At 51.1% G+C, this 19,244-nt stretch carries 22 protein-coding genes and 1 tRNA gene; 7 read left to right on the top strand and 16 right to left on the bottom strand.

Features of this window, described 5'->3' with window-relative positions; translation table 11 throughout:
• Window positions 1-179: 179 nt before the first annotated feature.
• From fabG to P0078_RS00190, 5 genes are all read right to left on the bottom strand, one after another.
• The gene (gene fabG, locus P0078_RS00210) at window positions 180-923 is read right to left on the bottom strand and encodes a 3-oxoacyl-ACP reductase FabG (protein ID WP_282934677.1); all 744 of its coding nucleotides are present in this window, start codon (window positions 921-923) and stop codon (window positions 180-182) included.
• A gap of 56 nt (window positions 924-979) precedes the next feature.
• Window positions 980-1,924 (bottom strand): ACP S-malonyltransferase, encoded by a 945-nt coding sequence (fabD, locus tag P0078_RS00205; protein ID WP_282932474.1) that lies wholly within the window; start codon window positions 1,922-1,924, stop codon window positions 980-982.
• A 51-nt stretch (window positions 1,925-1,975) separates the two neighbouring features.
• The gene (gene plsX / locus P0078_RS00200; RefSeq protein WP_282932473.1) at window positions 1,976-3,034 is read right to left on the bottom strand and encodes a phosphate acyltransferase PlsX; all 1,059 of its coding nucleotides are present in this window, start codon (window positions 3,032-3,034) and stop codon (window positions 1,976-1,978) included.
• Between the two features lie 3 nt (window positions 3,035-3,037).
• Window positions 3,038-3,232, bottom strand: coding sequence for a 50S ribosomal protein L32 (gene rpmF, locus P0078_RS00195; protein WP_108733564.1), 195 nt, complete (start codon window positions 3,230-3,232; stop codon window positions 3,038-3,040).
• 73 nt (window positions 3,233-3,305) lie between these two features.
• Window positions 3,306-3,848 carry a YceD family protein gene (locus P0078_RS00190; protein ID WP_108733565.1) on the bottom strand — a complete coding sequence of 181 codons (543 nt, stop codon included), beginning with the start codon at window positions 3,846-3,848 and terminating at the stop codon, window positions 3,306-3,308.
• 106 nt (window positions 3,849-3,954) lie between these two features.
• Here P0078_RS00190 and P0078_RS00185 point away from each other — a divergent pair, with 106 nt between their 5' ends.
• Complete coding sequence (locus P0078_RS00185; RefSeq protein WP_282932472.1) at window positions 3,955-4,551, top strand: Maf family protein; 597 nt, start codon at window positions 3,955-3,957, stop codon at window positions 4,549-4,551.
• Here P0078_RS00185 and P0078_RS00180 read toward each other — a convergent pair.
• The gene (locus tag P0078_RS00180) at window positions 4,548-5,189 is read right to left on the bottom strand and encodes an HAD-IA family hydrolase (protein WP_282932471.1); all 642 of its coding nucleotides are present in this window, start codon (window positions 5,187-5,189) and stop codon (window positions 4,548-4,550) included. The two genes, P0078_RS00185 and P0078_RS00180, sit on opposite strands and share 4 nt — an antisense overlap.
• Before the next feature lie 14 nt (window positions 5,190-5,203).
• Entirely contained in the window at window positions 5,204-6,199 is a 996-nt protein-coding gene (gene rluC, locus P0078_RS00175; RefSeq protein ID WP_282932470.1) for a 23S rRNA pseudouridine(955/2504/2580) synthase RluC, read from the bottom strand.
• A 786-nt stretch (window positions 6,200-6,985) separates the two neighbouring features.
• On the opposite strand from rluC, the gene rne reads away from it, so the two are divergent.
• The 6 genes from rne to P0078_RS00145 all read left to right on the top strand — a co-directional run bounded on the left by rne (window position 6,986) and on the right by P0078_RS00145 (window position 13,194).
• Complete coding sequence (rne, locus tag P0078_RS00170; protein ID WP_282932469.1) at window positions 6,986-9,952, top strand: ribonuclease E; 2,967 nt, start codon at window positions 6,986-6,988, stop codon at window positions 9,950-9,952.
• 165 nt (window positions 9,953-10,117) lie between these two features.
• Window positions 10,118-10,205: transfer RNA gene (locus P0078_RS00165), tRNA-Ser, on the top strand.
• 210 nt (window positions 10,206-10,415) lie between these two features.
• Entirely contained in the window at window positions 10,416-10,934 is a 519-nt protein-coding gene (locus P0078_RS00160) for a hypothetical protein (protein ID WP_282932468.1), read from the top strand.
• The gene (locus tag P0078_RS00155) at window positions 10,934-11,149 is read left to right on the top strand and encodes a hypothetical protein (protein ID WP_282932467.1); all 216 of its coding nucleotides are present in this window, start codon (window positions 10,934-10,936) and stop codon (window positions 11,147-11,149) included. Before P0078_RS00160 ends, P0078_RS00155 begins: the two co-directional genes overlap by 1 nt.
• A gap of 616 nt (window positions 11,150-11,765) precedes the next feature.
• Complete coding sequence (locus tag P0078_RS00150; protein WP_282932466.1) at window positions 11,766-12,200, top strand: hypothetical protein; 435 nt, start codon at window positions 11,766-11,768, stop codon at window positions 12,198-12,200.
• A 10-nt stretch (window positions 12,201-12,210) separates the two neighbouring features.
• Complete coding sequence (locus P0078_RS00145; RefSeq protein WP_282932465.1) at window positions 12,211-13,194, top strand: hypothetical protein; 984 nt, start codon at window positions 12,211-12,213, stop codon at window positions 13,192-13,194.
• 53 nt (window positions 13,195-13,247) lie between these two features.
• Here the strand turns inward: P0078_RS00145 and P0078_RS00140 are convergent, their stop codons facing one another.
• From P0078_RS00140 to P0078_RS00100, 9 genes are read right to left on the bottom strand one after another with little or no spacing between them, the layout of a single operon-like run.
• A complete protein-coding gene (locus P0078_RS00140; RefSeq protein WP_282932464.1) occupies window positions 13,248-13,493 on the bottom strand; it encodes a hypothetical protein in 246 nt (81 codons plus the stop codon).
• 28 nt (window positions 13,494-13,521) lie between these two features.
• Window positions 13,522-14,481, bottom strand: coding sequence for a hypothetical protein (locus P0078_RS00135; protein WP_282932463.1), 960 nt, complete (start codon window positions 14,479-14,481; stop codon window positions 13,522-13,524).
• Window positions 14,466-15,164, bottom strand: coding sequence for a hypothetical protein (locus P0078_RS00130; RefSeq protein ID WP_282932462.1), 699 nt, complete (start codon window positions 15,162-15,164; stop codon window positions 14,466-14,468). Before P0078_RS00130 ends, P0078_RS00135 begins: the two co-directional genes overlap by 16 nt.
• Window positions 15,151-15,708 carry a baseplate complex protein gene (locus P0078_RS00125; protein ID WP_282932461.1) on the bottom strand — a complete coding sequence of 186 codons (558 nt, stop codon included), beginning with the start codon at window positions 15,706-15,708 and terminating at the stop codon, window positions 15,151-15,153. The genes P0078_RS00130 and P0078_RS00125 overlap by 14 nt, the downstream gene beginning before the upstream one ends.
• Entirely contained in the window at window positions 15,705-16,610 is a 906-nt protein-coding gene (locus tag P0078_RS00120; RefSeq protein WP_282932460.1) for a hypothetical protein, read from the bottom strand. The genes P0078_RS00125 and P0078_RS00120 overlap by 4 nt, the downstream gene beginning before the upstream one ends.
• Entirely contained in the window at window positions 16,610-16,810 is a 201-nt protein-coding gene (locus tag P0078_RS00115; RefSeq protein ID WP_282932459.1) for a hypothetical protein, read from the bottom strand. The genes P0078_RS00120 and P0078_RS00115 overlap by 1 nt, the downstream gene beginning before the upstream one ends.
• A gap of 2 nt (window positions 16,811-16,812) precedes the next feature.
• Window positions 16,813-17,457, bottom strand: a complete 645-nt coding sequence (locus P0078_RS00110) for a hypothetical protein (RefSeq protein WP_282932458.1) — start codon at window positions 17,455-17,457, stop codon at window positions 16,813-16,815.
• Between the two features lie 9 nt (window positions 17,458-17,466).
• Window positions 17,467-18,543 carry a hypothetical protein gene (locus P0078_RS00105; protein WP_282932457.1) on the bottom strand — a complete coding sequence of 359 codons (1,077 nt, stop codon included), beginning with the start codon at window positions 18,541-18,543 and terminating at the stop codon, window positions 17,467-17,469.
• Window positions 18,515-19,243, bottom strand: coding sequence for a phage tail-collar fiber domain-containing protein (locus P0078_RS00100; protein WP_282932456.1), 729 nt, complete (start codon window positions 19,241-19,243; stop codon window positions 18,515-18,517). Before P0078_RS00100 ends, P0078_RS00105 begins: the two co-directional genes overlap by 29 nt.
• Window position 19,244: the final 1 nt, after the last annotated feature.

The following is a 19,244-nucleotide window of genomic DNA, read 5'->3' as shown; positions in this document are numbered from 1 at the left end:
TGTTTTTCACCGTATCCAATGTTGTTGGTGATAACGACCGGCTCACACAGCTTTTGGATAATTCAGAGGCCATTGTACCCCAAGTTTTTCGGGATGTAATGTGCGGCCCCTCAACACCATCAGCTAAAACAAAAATATCTCTAAAATCAATAAGTTAAAGACATATTCTGAAACACAAACTACGCCATGTACATACCGCCATTGACATGAATTGTCTCACCGGTGACGTAGCCTCCCGCATCGCTAGCCAGGAAGGAAACCACCGAAGCAATTTCTTCCGGCTTTCCGAGCCTCGCGAGAGGAATCTTACCCAGAAGCAACTCGCGTTGCGCTTCAGGCAAGACTTTTGTCATGTCAGTATCAATAAAGCCGGGAGCTACGGTATTAACCGTGATTCCTCGGGAGCCCACCTCCGAAGCCAGGGAGCGGGCAAACCCTCCCACACCAGCTTTGGTCGCCGCATAATTGCTCTGACCGGCATTACCCATACTACCTACGACGGAGCTGATATTAATAATCCGCCCCCATCGCGCCTTGGTCATATCGCGCAGGCAAGCCTTACTCATGCGATAGACCGCGGTCAAATTCGTATTGACGACTGAATCCCACTCGTCATCCTTCATGCGCATCAACAAGTTGTCCTTGGTGATGCCAGCATTATTAACCAATATCGCAGGAGCACCAAACTCATTTTTTATCGCTGCATGAAGCTCGGAAATACTTTCCGCATTGCCCACATCCAGAACTTTCCCGGCACCTGCGATACCAGCTTCTGCGAAGCGGGCGCTAATTTTTTCAGCACCGGATTCGCTGGTGGCAGTACCAATAACTGTGGCACCCATTCCACCGAGCATATCTGCAATTGCCGCACCAATACCGCGACTTGCACCTGTCACCAAGGCAACTTTACCCTCAAGGGACATCTGTAAGGTCATTCTCACTTATCCTTATTCGACTACTGGACTACTTTTTGAGCGATTTATACCGCTGTAGCTCGCAGAGCTTCATTAAAGTTACTGGGGCTATCGATTGCGTGACAGGAAACACTTCGATCGACACGTTTGATCAGGCCAGACAAAACCTTACCCGGACCACACTCAACCATTTGCTCCACTCCGGAGCCAATAATTTTTTGTGCGCAGGCAGTCCAGCGAACCGGGCGATAAATCTGCTCGATCATCAGGGACTTAATTTTTTCCGGTTCCGCTTCAAGCTCAGCGTGGACATTGTGCACGATAGGTATTTCTGGCGCGTTAAATTCTGTCGCCTCTATTTGAGGGGTCAGCTTTTCCGCCGCGGGACGCATCAGCTCAGTGTGGAATGGGGCACTGACCGGAAGAGGCATAGCCTTCTTTGCACCGGCAGCTTTACAGGCTTCGATGGCGCGCTGCACCGCCGCGCTACTTCCCGCAATAACAATCTGGCCGGGAGAGTTGTAATTCACCGCAGCGACTATTTCACCCTCAGCAGAAGCAGAACAAGCTTCTTCAACAGCTGCATCATCAAGACCGATGATCGCAGCCATAGCGCCCTCCCCTACGGGAACCGCCTCTTGCATCAAGCGACCGCGCTCGCGAACCAAATGAACCGCATCTTTAAATGCCAGAACGCCAGAGCACACCAGTGCTGACCACTCGCCCAAGCTGTGACCGGCCATAAATGCAGGCTGGGCACCGCCGCGAGAGCGCCACATGCGATAAAGGGCAACACTGGAAGTCAGTAAGAGAGGCTGGGTACGCTGGGTGAGATTAATGGCCTCCTGCTCGCCATTCTGGCACAGGTCCCAGAGGTCATAGCCGAGCACATTGGATGCTTCGGCAAAAGTGGCCTGAATTTCAGGCGCCTCTTGGGCAATCTCAGAGAGCATACCTATTTTCTGGGAACCCTGCCCCGGAAAGACAAATGCGAGTGCGGCATTGGTCATAAGATATCCTTAACCTAAATGTGGCTGATTTCAGTAAGGGAAAACTGCTTTTTACCCTTCATCCATGGAGCGTCTTTCGCCGGATTGTGCCATAGCGGCATCGACCCTGGCTGCCAGGTCAGCATCGGCACACTCCTTCGCCGTAACCATCGCCCGATAAAAAGCTTCGCTGCTGGCACCGCCGTGACTCTTGATCACATTGCCCTTTACCCCTACAAAGCTGGCGCCATTATAGCGAGCAGGTTCCACCTGTGTACGCCATTTTCGCAACAGCTTTATGGCCAATTGGCCAAAAAAACGCTTGAAACACCCTCTTTTCTCGATTGTGAACGCTTTTTGACCCATTAGTCGAATCACACCCTCGGCAGATTTCATCGCGACATTACCCATCAGGCCGTCGCAAACAACAACATCTACCGAGCCGGTAAAAATATCATGCCCCTCAACAAAGCCAACATAATTGACCCCGGGGTCCGCATCGAGCAGCTCCGCTGCACGGCGTATTTCGGCGCTACCCTTATGTGCTTCCGCCCCAATATTGAGCAGCGCCACCTTTATATCCTTCACACTCTTGCGGGCAGTATGAATCCGCTGAGCCTCAATCCCCATACGGGCGAACTGAAGCAAATCCTCAGCACTGCAATCCACATTGGCACCAAGGTCCAAAAGATAGCAGGAACCCATACCTGAAGGTACAGACTTACCGAGCGCCGGCTTCCTAACACCTTGGATATTACCGAGAATACTGCGACTCAACGCCAACAAGGCGCCGGTATTGCCGGAGGTAACTGCAGCTTGCACATCTCCCGATGCAACACTCTTCAGGGCCATCGCCATGGTTGAATCGCGCTTATGGCGAACAGCCTGCAACGGATTGCACTCTTGAGTGATGACTTGCTCGCAATGGATAATTTCGAGACGGCGGGTAACGCGGCGGCGATGGCGCTGCAGCTCTTGATGAACTAGAGCTTGAAGCTCTGCGCGCGGACCAAATAGCTTTAGCTGCGCTTCAGGGAAGTTTTGAAGAAATCTAATACATGCCGGAACGACAGAGCGGGGACCTAAGTCCCCGCCCATTGCATCCACGGCCAATCGCAATTGGCTGGACAAAGCTTACTCTTCTTCAGAGCCGCCGCTAACTTCGATCACTTTGCGACCACGGTAGAAACCGTCTTTGGTCACGTGGTGACGACGGTGCTTTTCACCGGTAGTCGGATCGACGGAAAGGGTAGCACCTGCGCCCAGCGCATCGTGGGAACGGCGCATACCGCGACGGGAACGAGTCTTCTTGTTTTGTTGAACAGCCATTGCTAGCTCCTAAAATAAACAAATTTCGCTGGAACCGGGGCGCCTACCGGCGAGCCCAAACTCATCGGGAAACCTAGGATTTACCCGACGAACCCTTCAACTGCTCCAGCACTTTAAAGGGGTTTGCCTGTTGCTCATCCGCCTCGGCAACCTCGCCACCAAAATGAAAGCTCTCCTTGGAGACACATTCTTCCTGGTGATAAGCCACCATTGGCAAATTGAGCAAAATTTCATCTTCAAGGATCTGGTGCAAGTCCAGCTCATCGCCGTCCTGGATCACCGGGTCCAGATCTTTGGGCAGAGCCTTGCCCTGCTCCTCAGTCCATACGATACCCCAGCTAAACTGTGCCTCGATCTGCTCATGGACCGGTGACAAACAGCGCTGACACAAGAGGTCAACTGCAAGTTGAACCTTGCCGCTCACCGTTTGGTGACCTTGCAAGTCTCGCTCAAACTGCAATTCAGCAGAAATCTCTCCGTGGACAGACTCAACTGCGCTACCAACCCGAGGCAGGGACTCCAACGGCAAAACACCATCGAGCAACTGCTCTCGCTGTACCAATTTCCGAGCATCAATGCTCTTTGGCAATACTGATTTAGAGGGGGCTATCGACATAAGCGCGCAATTCTATGGACTCACCTTAGCCTTGTCAAAACAAATCAGGCATTGCAGTATCGCCCGGTCACAAACCACTATTCGACCCAGCGGAAAATCCACCAGAATGCCCCACCCTCTGATACTAGCCTCCAGCTCTCCTTACCGCAGAACCCTACTACAACAGCTTGGCATCCCCTTTCAGCAGGATTCGCCCCATATAGATGAAGCACCACAGGCGGGGGAAGCGCCAGCTGCACTCGCCCTGCGCCTCGCCAAAGAGAAAGCGCGCGCCCTGGCAGGCCGCCACCCGAAATCACTGATTATCGGTTCAGATCAAGTTGCCTCTTGCGACGGTCAAATACTTGGCAAGCCAGGCAGTAGGGAGCGCGCCATCGCCCAGCTACAAGCCTGCAACGGCAAAAAAGTGATATTCCACACCGGCTTGAGCCTGCTGAATAGCGCAAGCGGAGAGCAGTTGGGCGATACGGAAACCTTCACCGTCTACTTTCGACAGTTGAGCACAGAGCAAATTGAACGATATGTAGAGCTGGAACAACCTTACGATTGCGCCGGCTCTTTTAAAGTGGAAGGGCTAGGTATCGCCCTATTTGAAAGGCTTGAAGGGGCAGATCTCAACACCCTGGTTGGGCTGCCACTAATCCGCCTTACCGATATGCTGAACCACTTTGGCATAGATCCATTGGGCCCGCAGGCCACCTAAAGGAGTGGCGGCCAGCGGAGCAGCTCAGAGAAACGATCGATAACAACCTTGGGGCCGCACCCCTGCAGCCGGGTTGGGCAATGAGCGCCATAGCTCACCCCGATAGAGGGCATACCGATCGCCGCCGCCATTTCCAGGTCGTATACGGTATCGCCCACCATTACCGCCTGCTCCGGACCGGTTCCGGTCTCATGCAGCAACTCATTCAGCATCAGCGGGTCAGGCTTGGAAGCGGTCTCATCCGCACAACGACTGGCGGCAAACAAGTGGCCGAGGCCGTGCTCTTCAAATTCCCGATTGAGCCCCTGCCGACTCTTCCCGGTCGCTACCGCCAACTGGTGACCACCGCACAGCAACTGGTCCAGGGTATCCAGGACTCCCTCAAATAACGGCAGGGGTTCAACCCGGGCCGCCATCCACTCATCAAAGTAAAGTTGGCGCAACGTGAGCTTTTCCTCACTGGCAGCCTCCGGAAACAGAGAGGATATCGCTTCCGGCAGACCAAGCCCGATAATGTTGCTAACCGCTTCCGGGGCAAGCACCGGCAAACCAGCTCTATCTGCTGCCCGCAACATACAATCGACGATACGCGCCTCAGAATTACAAACCGTCCCGTCCCAATCGAGGATTACCAACATAACAAAAGAACGCCTTACTCTTCCCTTAATCTATTCAGCACTGCACCCAGCTCCGCAGGGAGTGGAGCCTCCACCTCAACCTTGGAGCCATCTGGCAAAGAGCAGCGCACTGAAGCCGAGTGCAAAAAGAGACGCTTCAGACCGCGACCACGAAATTCACGATTGACTTCGTCCGAGGTGTACTTGTTGTCGCCCGCCAGAGGGCAACCAACAAACTGAGCATGAACTCGAATTTGGTGTGTTCGCCCGGTGACCGGCTCTGCGGAAAGCAGAGTCGCCGCCTTAAATCTCTCAATCAACTTAAAGCGAGTCTCTGAAGGCTTGCCCTCAGGGTGCACTGACACCATTCTCTCGCCGCTTTTCAATGTGTTCTTGCGCAAAGGTGCCTCAACAACGCGGCGACCTCGGGGCCACTTGCCCACCGCCAATGCCTGATACGATTTACCGATCTTTCCCGCCCGCAACTCCGACTGAACATGCTGCAATACCGCGCGCTTGCGGGCCACCATGATGGCGCCACTGGTATCCCGGTCAAGGCGGTGCACCAACTCAATAAACGGGCTTTGCGGAAACATCTGGCGCAAAACTTCAATCAGACCTAATCTGACACCACTGCCGCCATGGACCGCAAGGCCCGACGGTTTATTGATCACCATAAGCCCGTGCTTGTCGTAAAGTATGGACTCTTGGATCAGCTGGCGCAGAGATTCACCAGCGAGAGGGGTCTCAGCCTGCTCGGCAACACGAATTGGCGGCACTCGCACCACATCGCCCGCCTTTAACTTGTATTCAGCCTTTATTCGTCCTTTATTTACTCTTACCTCACCCTTACGCAGGATTCGGTATATACGTGAACGCGGCACACCCTTGAGGCGCGCCTGGAGGAAATTGTCGATCCTCTGTCCCGCCAGCTCTTCAGGTACAGTTAAAAGCTGCACGCCGCCAGATGGATTCGAGGTCTTTGATGAGGTCTCGGCCGGAGCCTTCTTAGGGTGGGGTATACTTCGCATGACGCGCATCATAGCGTTGCCAGGGATACAATTGAAGCACCTCCCTGCCCATGCTATATTCGGCCGGCCTGAATTCGGCGTATTTTCGGTCAAAGGCGACTTCCCACATGAAGAGATAGCCGTGACCCCAACGAAAATACCCCATTCGGTCGGTGCGCGGGGATGCCGCGTCATTGATAAAACTTAGCCGTTGAGATGTCCCCCAATTACCAGAACCAGAGGGGAGCTCACCGGCAACAACAGCCCGCGGTTATGCGGGTAATTATCGCGAAGGTAAGACGGGCCGTGACCCGCAGCGCTTGAAAGGACGACTCAAACTTGCGTCCGGTTTTGCAGAATACGACGAGCCAGCAACCGAACTGGCAACCAGGGCAGCACAGCTTCCGCAAGCCTGGTAAAAAAATTAAGAAGAATGGGTATCAGCCAAAAGCTGAACTGCAGAACCTCTGATGATTGACGCAAACCTTGCCGCCCAGCATATGAAACAAACCAAGGGGCGGCGCCCAACCCTGCTGTAGAAGCCTGCAGCACAGGTACAGGGCAGTACTAACAAAAGGTATTAAAGGTACCAACGGATAGCACAATAACAGCGCGTATCCGGAGTTTTTGCAGAGCGAATAATAGGCAAACGCCAGTCTCAACAAGCCGCATAGATCCATGGCGCGGTAGAGCTGGCATACCTTATTTCCCCTGCCCTGCCTGGTGGTCCTCTCCACCTGGCAGCCAACAAGCAAGCCTGTGAGTAGCGGTGTCACACCTTTGCGCAACGCAAGGAAAACGACACGCATGAAAAGAATGCTAATCAACGCAACCCAACCTGAAGAGTTGCGTGTTGCCCTGGTCGACGGCCAGTGGCTCTATGATTTAGATATTGAGAACCGAACCCGCCAGCAGAAAAAAGCGAACATCTACAAAGGTAAGATTACCCGCGTAGAACCCTCCCTCGAAGCTGCATTCGTCGACTACGGCGAAGAGCGCCACGGGTTTCTCCCCCTGAAAGAAATCTCTCGCGAGTACTTCCTCAAGCAGCCCAAAGACATCGAAGGCCGCATCAAAATCAAAGATGTTGTCAAAGAAGGCATGGAAGTTATCGTCCAGGTGGACAAAGAAGAGCGCGGCAACAAAGGCGCTGCCCTCACCACCTTTGTCAGCCTCGCCGGCCGCTACTTGGTGTTAATGCCCAACAACCCTCGTGCCGGCGGTATCTCCCGCCGCATTGAAGGTGATGAGCGCTCCGAGCTCCGCGACGCACTGGCCAGTGTAGACGTCCCTTCGGGCATGGGCATCATCGTACGCACCGCCGGCGTTGGCCGCAGCGGTGACGAGCTGCAATGGGACCTCAACTACCTGCTGCAACTTTGGAACGCCATCAAGGAAGAAGCTGATACCTCCAAGGCGCCACACTTCCTGTTCCAGGAAAGCAACGTCATCATCCGCGCCATCCGCGACTACATGCGCGATGATATCGGCGAAGTTATTGTCGACGACAAAGGTGCCTTTGAGCTGGCCGCAGAGTTTGCCCGCCAGGTAATGCCCCACTACGCCAATAAGGTAAAGTACTACGAAGACGCCATCCCGCTGTTCAATCGCTATCAAATTGAAAGCCAGATTGAGACAGCGTTCGAGCGCGAAGTGAAGCTCCCCTCCGGAGGCTCCATCGTTATCGATGTGACCGAGGCTCTGGTGTCTATCGATATCAACTCCTCCCGCGCAACCAAGGGCGGCGATATCGAAGAGACCGCGCGCAATATCAACCTGGAAGCCGCCGATGAAATCGCTCGCCAACTGCGCCTGCGCGATATGGGCGGACTGGTTGTCATCGACTTTATCGACATGCAGAGCAAGTCCAACCAGCGCGAAGTTGAAAAGCGCATGGAGAAGGCCCTCAGCATGGACCGCGCCCGCGTTCAGGTTGGCCGCATCTCCCGCTTCGGACTTTTGGAAATGTCCCGCCAGCGCCTGCGCCCATCCCTGGGTGAAACCACCTTCCGCGTCTGCCCCCGCTGTAGCGGTCAAGGCACCATTCGCGGCACCAAGTCTCTGGCTCTCTCCATTCTCCGCCTGGTAGAAGAGGAAGCGAAGAAAGAGCGCAGCGCTGAGATCCGTGCAATTACCCCGGTGAATGTCGCGACCTACCTGCTGAACGAAAAGCGTAAAACGATCTCCCAGATCGAGTCCCGCAATTCCACTCGCGTAGTAGTTGTGCCCAGCGCGGAAATGGAAACGCCGCACTTTGAAGTTCAGCGCCTGCGTGACGATGACACCGCGACCCTGGAAACTTCCTACAAGATTTCTGGCACTGCCGAAGAGACAGTGACCAAGAAAGAGGAAAAGCCACAGCGTCCAGCTTCAGCGCAAGCGGCCGTGCAGCAAATTGCCCACACCGCTCCAGCTCCCACCCCGGAGAAAAAGGAAGAGCCGGGACTCTTCAGCCGATTGATTAGTGCTATCGCCTCCTTCTTCACCGCAGAAGAGGAAGAGCCGAAGAAGCATCAAAAGTCCAAAGGCCGTGGCAAGGACTACCAGCAGCGCAACCGCAATCGCAACCAGCGCGGAAATCGCAACAACCGCAGTGGCCGCCCCGCGCGCCGCAAGGATGATCGCCGCGAAGACAATAAACGCGACGACCAACGCGAAGATAAGCGCAGCGCCAAGCTGGACGAGCATGACAGCGCCTCCGATCGCCAAGGTGAAGGTCAGCGCAGACGTCGCCGTCGCCGCAACGACAACCGCCGCAGCGACAACCGCACCCAAGCTGCTGAAACCCAAAATACCGTTGATACCAACGAACAGGCTGGAGACACTTCCGATCAGCAGCGTCCAGCACGTCGCCCGAGCAATGTGCGCGGCCGCCCTCAGGCGCGCCGTCGCGGCGGACGCCGCAGTGAGAACACCGCAGCAACTGCGGTAGCTCACAGCCAGGAAGAGCTGAATCGCGAAGTTCACGAAGCCATCGACGAAGCTGAAAGCGAAGTCCGCAAGACCAAGGAAGTCGCAAAAGAGGCTCGTGCCGAGGCGCCCAAACCCAAGGCAAAAGACTCTCAGAAGCCTCAGAGAGCTCCCAAGCAACCAGCTCAGCCCGCCATCACAATGCCGGTGCGAACTGCTCACGAGGAAAAATCTGAAGCACGAGAGACCCAGAAGCCTGTAGCTCAACCGCAGAGCGCTCAGCAGGCAGCCAAAGCTTCCGCCTCCGAGCAGCAACAGCGGCCTACACAGCCCAAGCCCAAAGCTACCCCGGTAGAAAAAGCAGCTGTGCCAGCTGCCGAGCCGGCCAAGCCCGTAAAGCAAGCGCCAGAACAAAAAGCCACCACGGCAGAAGTTCCGGCTGCCCCCAAAGCTGAAACCACTCCTGCCAAGCCAGAAGTAGAAGCAGCAGAGGAAATCGTGCTTGAGGAAGCACAAGCTGCAGCTGAAGCTTTACAGGAACAGGCAGGCACCAGTGAGCCGGAAGCTCAGGAAGAAATTGTTGCCGCCGAGCAGGCAGCTTCCGAAGAGAAACCGACCGCACCCAGCCAGGGACGCGCAGTAAATGATCCGCGTATCAACCCCAAACCACTGGGTGAATTCTCAATTGTTACTGAGCACCGCAAAGTGGGCTCCCAGCAGCCGCTGGATACCGCGCAACCGGCAGCAATTGAGCACAATCCGCGTGCCCTCGCCCGCCCGGCCAACGACCCGCGTATCAGCCGCAAGGCCGTGGAAGTTGATGCCAACGCAGATATCGATCGCGACTCTGCAGAAGCGAGCTAAGCGATAGCTGCCAAGCCGCCCCAGCCAATGGCCGGGGCGGCCTTATCAACCTGACAGCAAGCCTTGAGCTGGTCAATAAATCACCTAACTTATTGAACTATATAAAAAAAATCAAAATGGCGCTTGTACATCCCCGGAAGCCATGTATAATGCGCAGCACAATTTGGTGGGGTGGCTGAGTGGTCGAAAGCGGCGGTCTTGAAAACCGTTGACTGTAACAGGTCCCAGGGTTCGAATCCCTGCCCCACCGCCATACAAAGTCTTGTAAATCATAGAGTTACAAGCATCGAAGGGCGGTACCAATTTCCTTGGTACCGCCCTTTTTCGTTCAGGTCTCAACAAAGTCTCAACGTAAAATTATTTCTTGCTGCCAAGGAGGCGGGGAGTACATGCCTTCATGGCGTCCATACCCTCCTTCAAGCTGAAAGAAAGAAGCAGAAAAGCCATTTGAAAAGGAGTTTTTATGGCGGGCTATAAGCTAAACATGCGCGAGGAGCTAGAGCGCAGATATACCGAACTCAGACGGCAATCAATCCAAATGGCTAATGAAGCGCTGGACTTGCCAGATACCCGCCTTGCACTTGTCGATAGCGCTTCCTATGCCGCTTTCCAGTACTGGGAGAATCACCCTAGCAGGAAAGTTAATTGGGACTGGCCCTCCTCCTGGATAAGCTGGAAACTCAAATTCCCTAAACGATTTGAATCTGCCACTTGGTCTGGCAACCGCTTGGTAGGCTTTGCCATGGGTCGCCCAACCTATCACGCTACAGGGCTGAGGCTGGACTACATCGAGAAGTCACCAGAAGCTGGGGAACCACATTTAGACCTAACTTATTTGGCCCTATACGCCTATGCCACGCTTCTCGGTGCTACGCATGTAAAAATCATGCACCCCATAAATAGTGATGTCCGAGATTACTATGAACACAAAGGGTTCCAGTACGACCCCAAAAGCGACAGCTGTATCCGGAGAATTATTTGATGAATGACAAAATCAAAGACTTCAATGCTGTTCATGATGAGAAGCTCAAAGGGCTCTCCAAAGAAGAGCGAGCAAAAGCTGGGCTAAAGAAGCTGGCTCAACAAATGAGAGCAGAGAAAGGCAAGATCAAAGAGCCTGAAGGCTTGGCATCCGGCAAAAGTGACAAAGACGGAAAAATGATCATTGATCTCGATAAGGACCATGACGATGAGTAACAAGCCGCTAACCGACAAAGAAAAACAGTTCACTGTTCTGCCCAATGAAGCCGACCCCAAGAGTTCGTACATAAAGGCAAAGAAAGCAATCTCAAAGGCATTAGCTGAGGTCAAGAAAGGTAAAAGCACAAGATAACTGCCTGACCAACGCTGCCATTACAAATCAAGCCAGAGCGCGACAGCCCTAGCTACAAAGATGCTCCTGTCGCCCTCTTCCCTTGTAGCCCGGACCTGTATTCTGAGGTTCTGATCAGTGAAAAACCTGTTCAAAGCGCTTCAAAACCTTTCATTTTGTGAAATCCCCATTGGCTGTAGACCCCGCACCAGCTCAGGCTCTAGCCTCTTGCGCCATTTCACCAACTAAAAGAGCGCCAAAAATCGGCAGGCGTGGGGAGGAGTGACCGGCGGCACTTTTTACGGTACGTTTTCTGATCAGAATAAGCTGTAGGCCTTGAAAATCGTGGAGTTCAAGGGGGATTGATCGTTTTGATCACTTCAGGAAGCTTTGAAGGATTTTGAAATCGGATGGTGAACAGTTATTACTGTGCTACAGATTTTAATACATTATTTTTGAGTGTTACGATTTTAGCTATCCATCAATCAGAGGGAACTAATAATGCGCGTCTTCGCAGGAATGATTGTGCTTACTCAAATCATAACCACACTAACCGGCTGTAATAAAGCCAATAAAATCTACCCTACCACAGAGAACCTAATAGAAATTGAAAGTAAACGTCTAAAAGTACTAGAAGCTAAGGATAACGAAAGCGGCGTATTTATTAGGATTGGTGAATCACACACACGAAAATGTGAAATCCAAATATTAGGAGCCTCTATCAAGAATGAAATTTCAGTTAATTCAATTGAGCATGAAGACAAAATTAAAGCAGTTTGCTTTTGGGGAAACAAAGCTTACAGCCATACCAGAAGTCCGTTTACAAATGTGGCTTTACGCATAGATGAAACGGTAACTTTAGACATCCAGGCTTTTAACTCTGAAAATAAAGAATACCTAGCATTCACCTTAGTAAACGCACCAATAGGGAAATAAAGTAGCAAGAATGAAAGATAGATCAAAAGAAAATAAAGACCAACCAAATGCAAGAACAATAACCGAAGACCACAGATATTTATTTTTCTTCTATCTCGGAATTGGTCTTACCGCGCTTATGCTTGTGGTGATGACTGGACTATTTATAGAAAGACCCATAACAGATTCCAACCAAAGCGGGATAGAGTGGGTTCAGGAGTTTATTAAATACCTTTCCCCGGCGTTCAAAGTTGCAGCTGGATGCATAGCAATAATCGGAATCATCTCTTTGATATTTCGCAGCGAACAAACTGCCCGACAGCTTGATCATGCAAAAGATGTCTTAGAGTACGAGAAAAATAAATCTTCATTTTCAAGCTACATTGAACACCGCAATTTATTCGAGAAAACCATCAAAAGTATCGAAGAAGATCTAAAAATAGAATTCAAAGATATAAATACATTCTACAGTGATAGCTTCCCGGAAAATGAAATAAAAAATTTCAAAATAGAAATATCTGCAAAGTCTATAGTGCGAAAAGCCAAAGCTGGCATTGAAACTATCATTGAAGAATACACAGAATATATAGGGCAAGGATTTATTTCCGAAGCAGTAATTATCAATCACTACCAGAAGCTAGCAAATATTTACAATATGCTCCATGTAAAAGACCATAAGCTATACACATTCAACAGCTATAGAAACATAAACTTCGATGAAGCCATTAGGGCGATAGATAAAGTTATCGAAGAGATAAATAGAATATCTTACACCGAAAGCGTCACCTCGGTACGCCCTTTTGCCATTGGATCATTTTATCACACGGCACTAAGGAAAATTGACCGTACGACCAATATAAAAGAAAGCGAAAATAAAAAGACAGCAATTTTTAGATTCAACTCTGCTGATGTATTAATGAGATATGATCTAACATACGAGCCAGGTTTGATTTCTTTGGAATATATACCCATAAGAGATCTAGTGAAACCTATGGGGGAAAATCAAACAGGATAGCTTTTAAAAGATACTTGACGGCGAGCCAAATTAAATCAACTCGCCGTCGGCCGCTATAAACACTGCTTTTCTTTCAATACCCCGCCTCGTAATATTGAATAGCGTGTAATCTCCCCCGTCTGGACATCTAAGATATTCAACCAACTATAAAAAATAGCTTTTTCTGACTGGGCAATTTCCTCCGCCAGCTCCACTGCCTCTTTCTTGGTAGGTGCTGCCACCTTAAAACTGTTTGCACCACCATTCATTAAGTGGGCACGGCCAGCAAAAATTGCGTATCTGTTGTTCTTCCTTTTCATTTTGTTCCCCTACTTTTTAATAATCAGCTCAAGCCACTATTGGCGTTAGCTTCGTTTTCAAATTGTCTGCGCTAGTTTGATGTGCAGTTATTGCAATCTCTTGGGTTGGCTTTTGTCCGCTGCCTGGGTGTGAGTGAGTTGCTAACGTACCAGCGAGCGCCGACACTACATCAATTAACTCTTCCAGTACTTTAAGTACATTTACAGATTCACTACCTAGCCAGGCCTTGCCACCATCCCTAACTTTTATGCTCTGCTGTGTTTTGGCGATAGACTCTCGAACATTCCCGATCTGCTCTTTTAGGTCGCGACCTACTGAGCTGTTAATATCGCTAATTGTTGATAGGTTCAAATTATCAAGCGCACCAATATTTAAACTACCACCCGACAGCAAACGCAAAGCGCCCAGTACTTCAATAATTTTAACCCCGGCAATTTCCTCTATCGAGTGCTCTTTAACTTGCCGGTACTCGTTGTCACAGCTGCTTTGTAATTCCGCAGCCTTAATAATCCTGCGTAGTGAACTTTCCCGAATATCCCCATGGGTTTCCCGGCTCCACTCTGCGTGGGCGTCCACTCTCTGCCGCACTGAGTCGCTTTGCTGCCATGCTAAATCCTCACGGTCGAGCGCTGGAACTCCAACCCCCCGCGATAATACTGTTCTAATAAATGGCTGATCTGGCTGGCCATAGGCAAAAGCCAATTCAACCACCGTCCCAGGTTGTGGGAAACCAAACGTGCCGCGCTCATTGCCTGCATGTTGCAACGGTAACGGCACACTACGAAAAATAGGTAACTGTTCATCTGCCTGACCATTAGGCGCTAAAACCTGTACGTCTACTCCGTAGCGTGGGCGGTACTCTTCCGCTAGTTCCTGCTTTTGCATGGGGTCGCTAATCGCTACCACTTTTGCCAGTATTGGCAAATGTAACCCGCTATTAATTTCAGGGTAGAGCCGCGCAATAATTCTTTTTATTTGCTGGTCCAAGGGTCCGCGCTCCAAGTTAAATTCATATAATTCCCAGAGAGTTCTACTTTGGTTGCATAGTGTCCATTGAGTAAAACGCCGGGGCGCAGCCTTGGAATACAGGCGATTTTTGCCCGGTTAGATATTCCAAAGTTCGTTGTATATCCGCTGGGTAAGGCCAGGGGGCGGCCTGCCCAGTAACTATCCGCCCAACTACCGACAAAGACTTTGCCGTCTCCCTGTTGCTGCCAGGTGTATTGCGGAATGTCAAAGGCTTGCCCCAGGTGGTCCATCACCCAATAACCAGTCCCCATGCTGTAAAACGCCGGGGCTTTATTGTCGGTATAACTACCTGTACCTATAACAAACTGTAAGCCTGTCAGCGAGGAAATAACCCCAAGAACCCCCGCCAAGGTGATATAGCGCTCTGCCAGTGGCACAACCTTAGCCAGCGCGGCGGTTAACTCTCGGCACATCAGTTTTTGATCGCCATTAACAGTGGTGCAATTCACGACATAGCCAATAAAAAACCGCTGTAGCTGATTGGGGTTATAGCCTAAGTCTAATTGCACCAAGCCATTTAAGTTGGCAGAACTCCGCACAGTGAAAGCCGCTCTACCAGGTGTAAACAAATCTAGCCGCACATCATCATTGATGATGGATACTGGCTCACCATTTACGGTTAGACGTTTATGCAACTGCACTGGGGCTTTCCTCTTCGTCCGGTGCTAAAGCGTCATCAGCAAGCTTTAAAACCTTTTCAAAGCCGGTGAAAGTTTCGGCTTCTTCTTGGCGGTCTATCCCTGTTTCGGCCACAGCCTCACCGCTGGCGCTCTGTTGTTGGGCGGTCTCAGTTTGTAAGCGCTGCTCTTTTTTCTCGGGAACGGATAAATACTCGGAGAGAGTAAAGTTAATTCTCCAAGCTTTTTGACCTACCATCTCGCGCACGTTGAAAGCTTCATTAAATTGCACTTGGCGAATATTCATTGCCCGTGCGGTATCGTCCACAATATCAAATACCGTCAGCTTTCCATTTTCATCTACGGATTCTGCCTGCTGTAATAAACTGGACAGGTCATCCGCGTTATCAAAAGTGATGACTAAAGAGACCGTCAATGCCTTTGGTTTAATACCGTTCTGCGCACGCTCAGTGCTGCTGGTATTCCCGCCCAGTGATTCAGTCTCGATACGCAAAACCCCATTAACGGCCAACTGTGAACCGCGCAGAGTAAAATCATTTAATCTCATAATCCGAATAGCTCGCGCAGAATAGTTAACTCACCAGGGGCCGCAGCAAATAACATGGCTGCGCTAAAAACGTGGTCATGGTCAAAAGGCTTCGACGCCAATACCTGGTTGGCAATCTCTCGGGTTGTCCCTGTTGCAAATAGGCAATAGGTATTACCTGTTCCGACAAACTGCGCGGCTAGGCTTGCAGTGTCAGCCCGCACTTGATCCAGGTACTGTTGTTTTTTTGCGGCTAAGGTTTGCAACTCTTGAAGCGGGTCGGTGTTCTCCACTTCATAGCCGTAAGCGCTCGCAATCTCCGCGCCTATGGCTTCTGAAGCCCAACGGGCTGTCTGCAACTGGGTAAGCTTGCGCGGCCTCCAGTAGCCCCCTAAAGGCGCTCCAGGGAGTACGGACTTTTCAGACTCCAGCCTTAGCAGCTGTTCCGCTCGGTGCTCTGCCTCGCAAAGCTCAGAAATCGGGAATAACCCACACACCGCCTTTAGTCGGGTTGCGAAGGCGGCAAGGGTTTGCTCTGCAAAAAGCACGCACACGGCCTCCAGGTTGCCGCTTGGCTTGTAGTTGTCCCAGGCGTCCCCCAGCTTTGCCGCAAGCGCCTGTTGTGCATTGGGTGCGCTGAGGTGCCTGCTGTAGCTCTCCCCCTGTCCAACGCCCTCTTGGTAGGGGTGAACCACTAGCGCGCGCATATCAGCCCCGAAAAGGTCAACCAGGGCATTTTGATTGGCTGCGCTACCGGTTGCGGTGCTGGCGGTTGGGTTTGCCGCAAAACTGGGGGAAATATCCCCCAGTCGCGCTAGGGCCGAGGTAATTTCACCACTACCCTGTGCCAGCGTAGCGTCTACCGCATCGCTAAGGCTTTGAGCACTGGGTGGGAACTGGATTGCCGCGCTTTGCCAGGTCATTATTTTTCCCAGGGCACAGTTCGTTGAATGCAAGCCACGCGAACACCAAAAATAAAGATATGGGTTTGTCCCCGTACAATTGCACCGCGTCCACCCTCCAATACCTCTACCGTGAGAAGATGGTTGGTAGTCGCTAGCGGCGTCGTGAAGTGGCGCGGCTCAAAGTGCCAGCGGACAAAGCCCCAGATTTTGTTACCCATGATTAAAACTCCAATGTCTTTAGTTGTTCTAAGAACGGGCGCGCTATGTCGATATAGTTCTCCCCTTCTTCAGCTTGCTTGATCTTCGCCTTCGCTCTTATGCGAATATCGCGAATTTTGTCTAAGGCGCTATCCCATTTGTTGGCAGCCGATAAAATCGCCTCAGCGGACTCTTGCGGGGATACCCCCTCAACGTCTGAATGTGTTTGAATAACCGCCGGAATATCACCCGAAAATTCAGGCTCTAAAAATCTTTTCGCCTCTGCTCTTACTCGTGCATATTCATCCGTCATGCCATAGCCGATAGGGACAGAACGCAAGCGCGTTTTACCGGCAGTGTTGTCGATTAAGTCCAGGGCAAATTGCCGGCTTTGCATAAACTCCTGCCGGTTTGATTCTTCTTCATCTACCTTGGCTTTTTCTTCGTGCCACCGATCAATAATTTTTTTAAACGGCGCAATAGAGCGAATTTTTTTATGGGTACCATCGCGGTATTCAATCTCACCACCGGGCTTTTCACCTTCATCACTCCACTGTACCGCCCAGATTGCATCATCGATGAGGCCCACCAGGTCAAAATGAAAACCAACGCCATTAATAATGGTCGTATCGTCCCCGGCATCGCCATTAATTATTGAAAGCTGCATGTCTGCTCCTTAAGCAATGCGGATAATATGGGCTGCCGCGTAATAACGTTGGCGTACATCGACGGAATGGGTATGGCTGCCATTACTATTTATGCTGACAGAATGGCTATGACTTCCAGCGTCATCAATGGAAAGGGAATGGGTGTGACTCCCACCACTATTGACGCTAACCGTATGTTTATGGGTACCTGAACTACTAACGCTAACGCTATGGGTATGCGAACCTGTGGAATTACTGCTAGCGGAGTGATTGTGCGCTCCACCGCTACCGTTATTTGATCCTGTAACCGTTAGGCCGTCGCGGTCGCTGGGATCATAGTCAGGACCAAAACTGGAAGATTCATTACCGGGATATCTCAGAAGCTGCACGCTATTAATATTGTGTCCATGCGAGGGTATCCGCGAAGTTGATAGCGTATGGTTTGCAACTGAAATTGAATGGGAATGACTGCCCGCACTACCGGTTGAAGCACTGTGCGAGTGACTGCCCGCATCAGCAGTAGACGCGCTGTGTGAATGACTGCCCCCAGAATTCGCGGAACCATCATGGGAGTGATTGCCCGCACTACCGGTTGAAGCGCTGTGAGAGTGACTGCCACCACTGCCCGTATTCGGTTTATCAGCACCGCCTGTATCACCGGGCTCATATTCATCACCCGCACAAATAATCACACGGTTAATTAAGTTGGGGCGCCCGTCCTGTCCGTCACATAGTGCCCAGCCATCGGGAATATCATCTATTATCCCATGCCAAGTAACGCCGACATTGAGCGGTATTAAATGATCCAGTGCCGCCCATAGTTGTTTTGGGGATACATACGTTTCATTATCTGCACGCTCTAAAACCTGCGTTTGAGTTGCGCGTTTGACAATACCGTGCTCAGTTTCAGAAGCGTATTGCTGCTGGGAAACATAAAGATTAGTACGGGTCTGAATAAAGTTGATCAAGCCCGTATCGTCTACATCGTATACCGTGCGTCTATCTCCAGGATCACCCGTAGCTAAAAGGTATGATATTTTTTCAACATAATGTTGAACGCCAGCACCGTCTACATAATCACCGGGTGTCCCATAAAAAAGTAACAACTGCGGATACCTGGTTAACGTCTTTTTGTAGTGAAACATCAAGACACAACTCTTTAGGTAAAGCGCTTGGTGCTGCAATAACGATTTCAGAGGGGTTTACAATGCGTATCCCTTCTATATAACCAATACCTGGTTGTACTTTGTAATCGCCGCCATCAAGAACCACTTTCCAGGCATCACCAAAGAAACTAGCGCGTCCGTATATATCCCGGTTACTTTCACGCTCTCTAACGTCCATAGCATTTAGCCAGGCGCTTAGATCTATTTGCCAGGTTTCGGCGGGTACAGTGATTCCGGTTGCCAGCTGCGCGTCGGCAAACTGCAAAAGGAAATTGCGGGTAATGTTATTTCCTTGTACACCGTTAGCGGTTGCTGTCTTTAATGTGCGCGGTACATAGGCAACCGCTACTAAGGTGCCATCGCTGGCAGCCAGGCCCAGCCAATTAAAATTAAAATCACCGTCCCCGGTATCCATCGACAGTGAATAAACCACTTTGTCAGGCGTCAGATAGCCTTTTTGTGATACAGCGGCCTGGTGCACAATTTCATTAGCGGCTGGCATAACCTCGGCCAAATTAACGGACTGCGTATGGTCCAAGCCATCAATATCAGCCAATACAAACTGAGTAATTTCCACCGGCTCATTGGCGCCAGTCTTAGCCGCAATATAGGCGGCTCCTGAATTAATAATTGCGGGCATA

This window comes from Microbulbifer sp. VAAF005, assembly GCF_030012985.1.
Classification (GTDB): Bacteria; Pseudomonadota; Gammaproteobacteria; order Pseudomonadales; family Cellvibrionaceae; genus Microbulbifer.
Note: the sequence above shows the minus strand (reverse complement) of the source record. Positions and strands in the feature narration are given on the sequence as shown.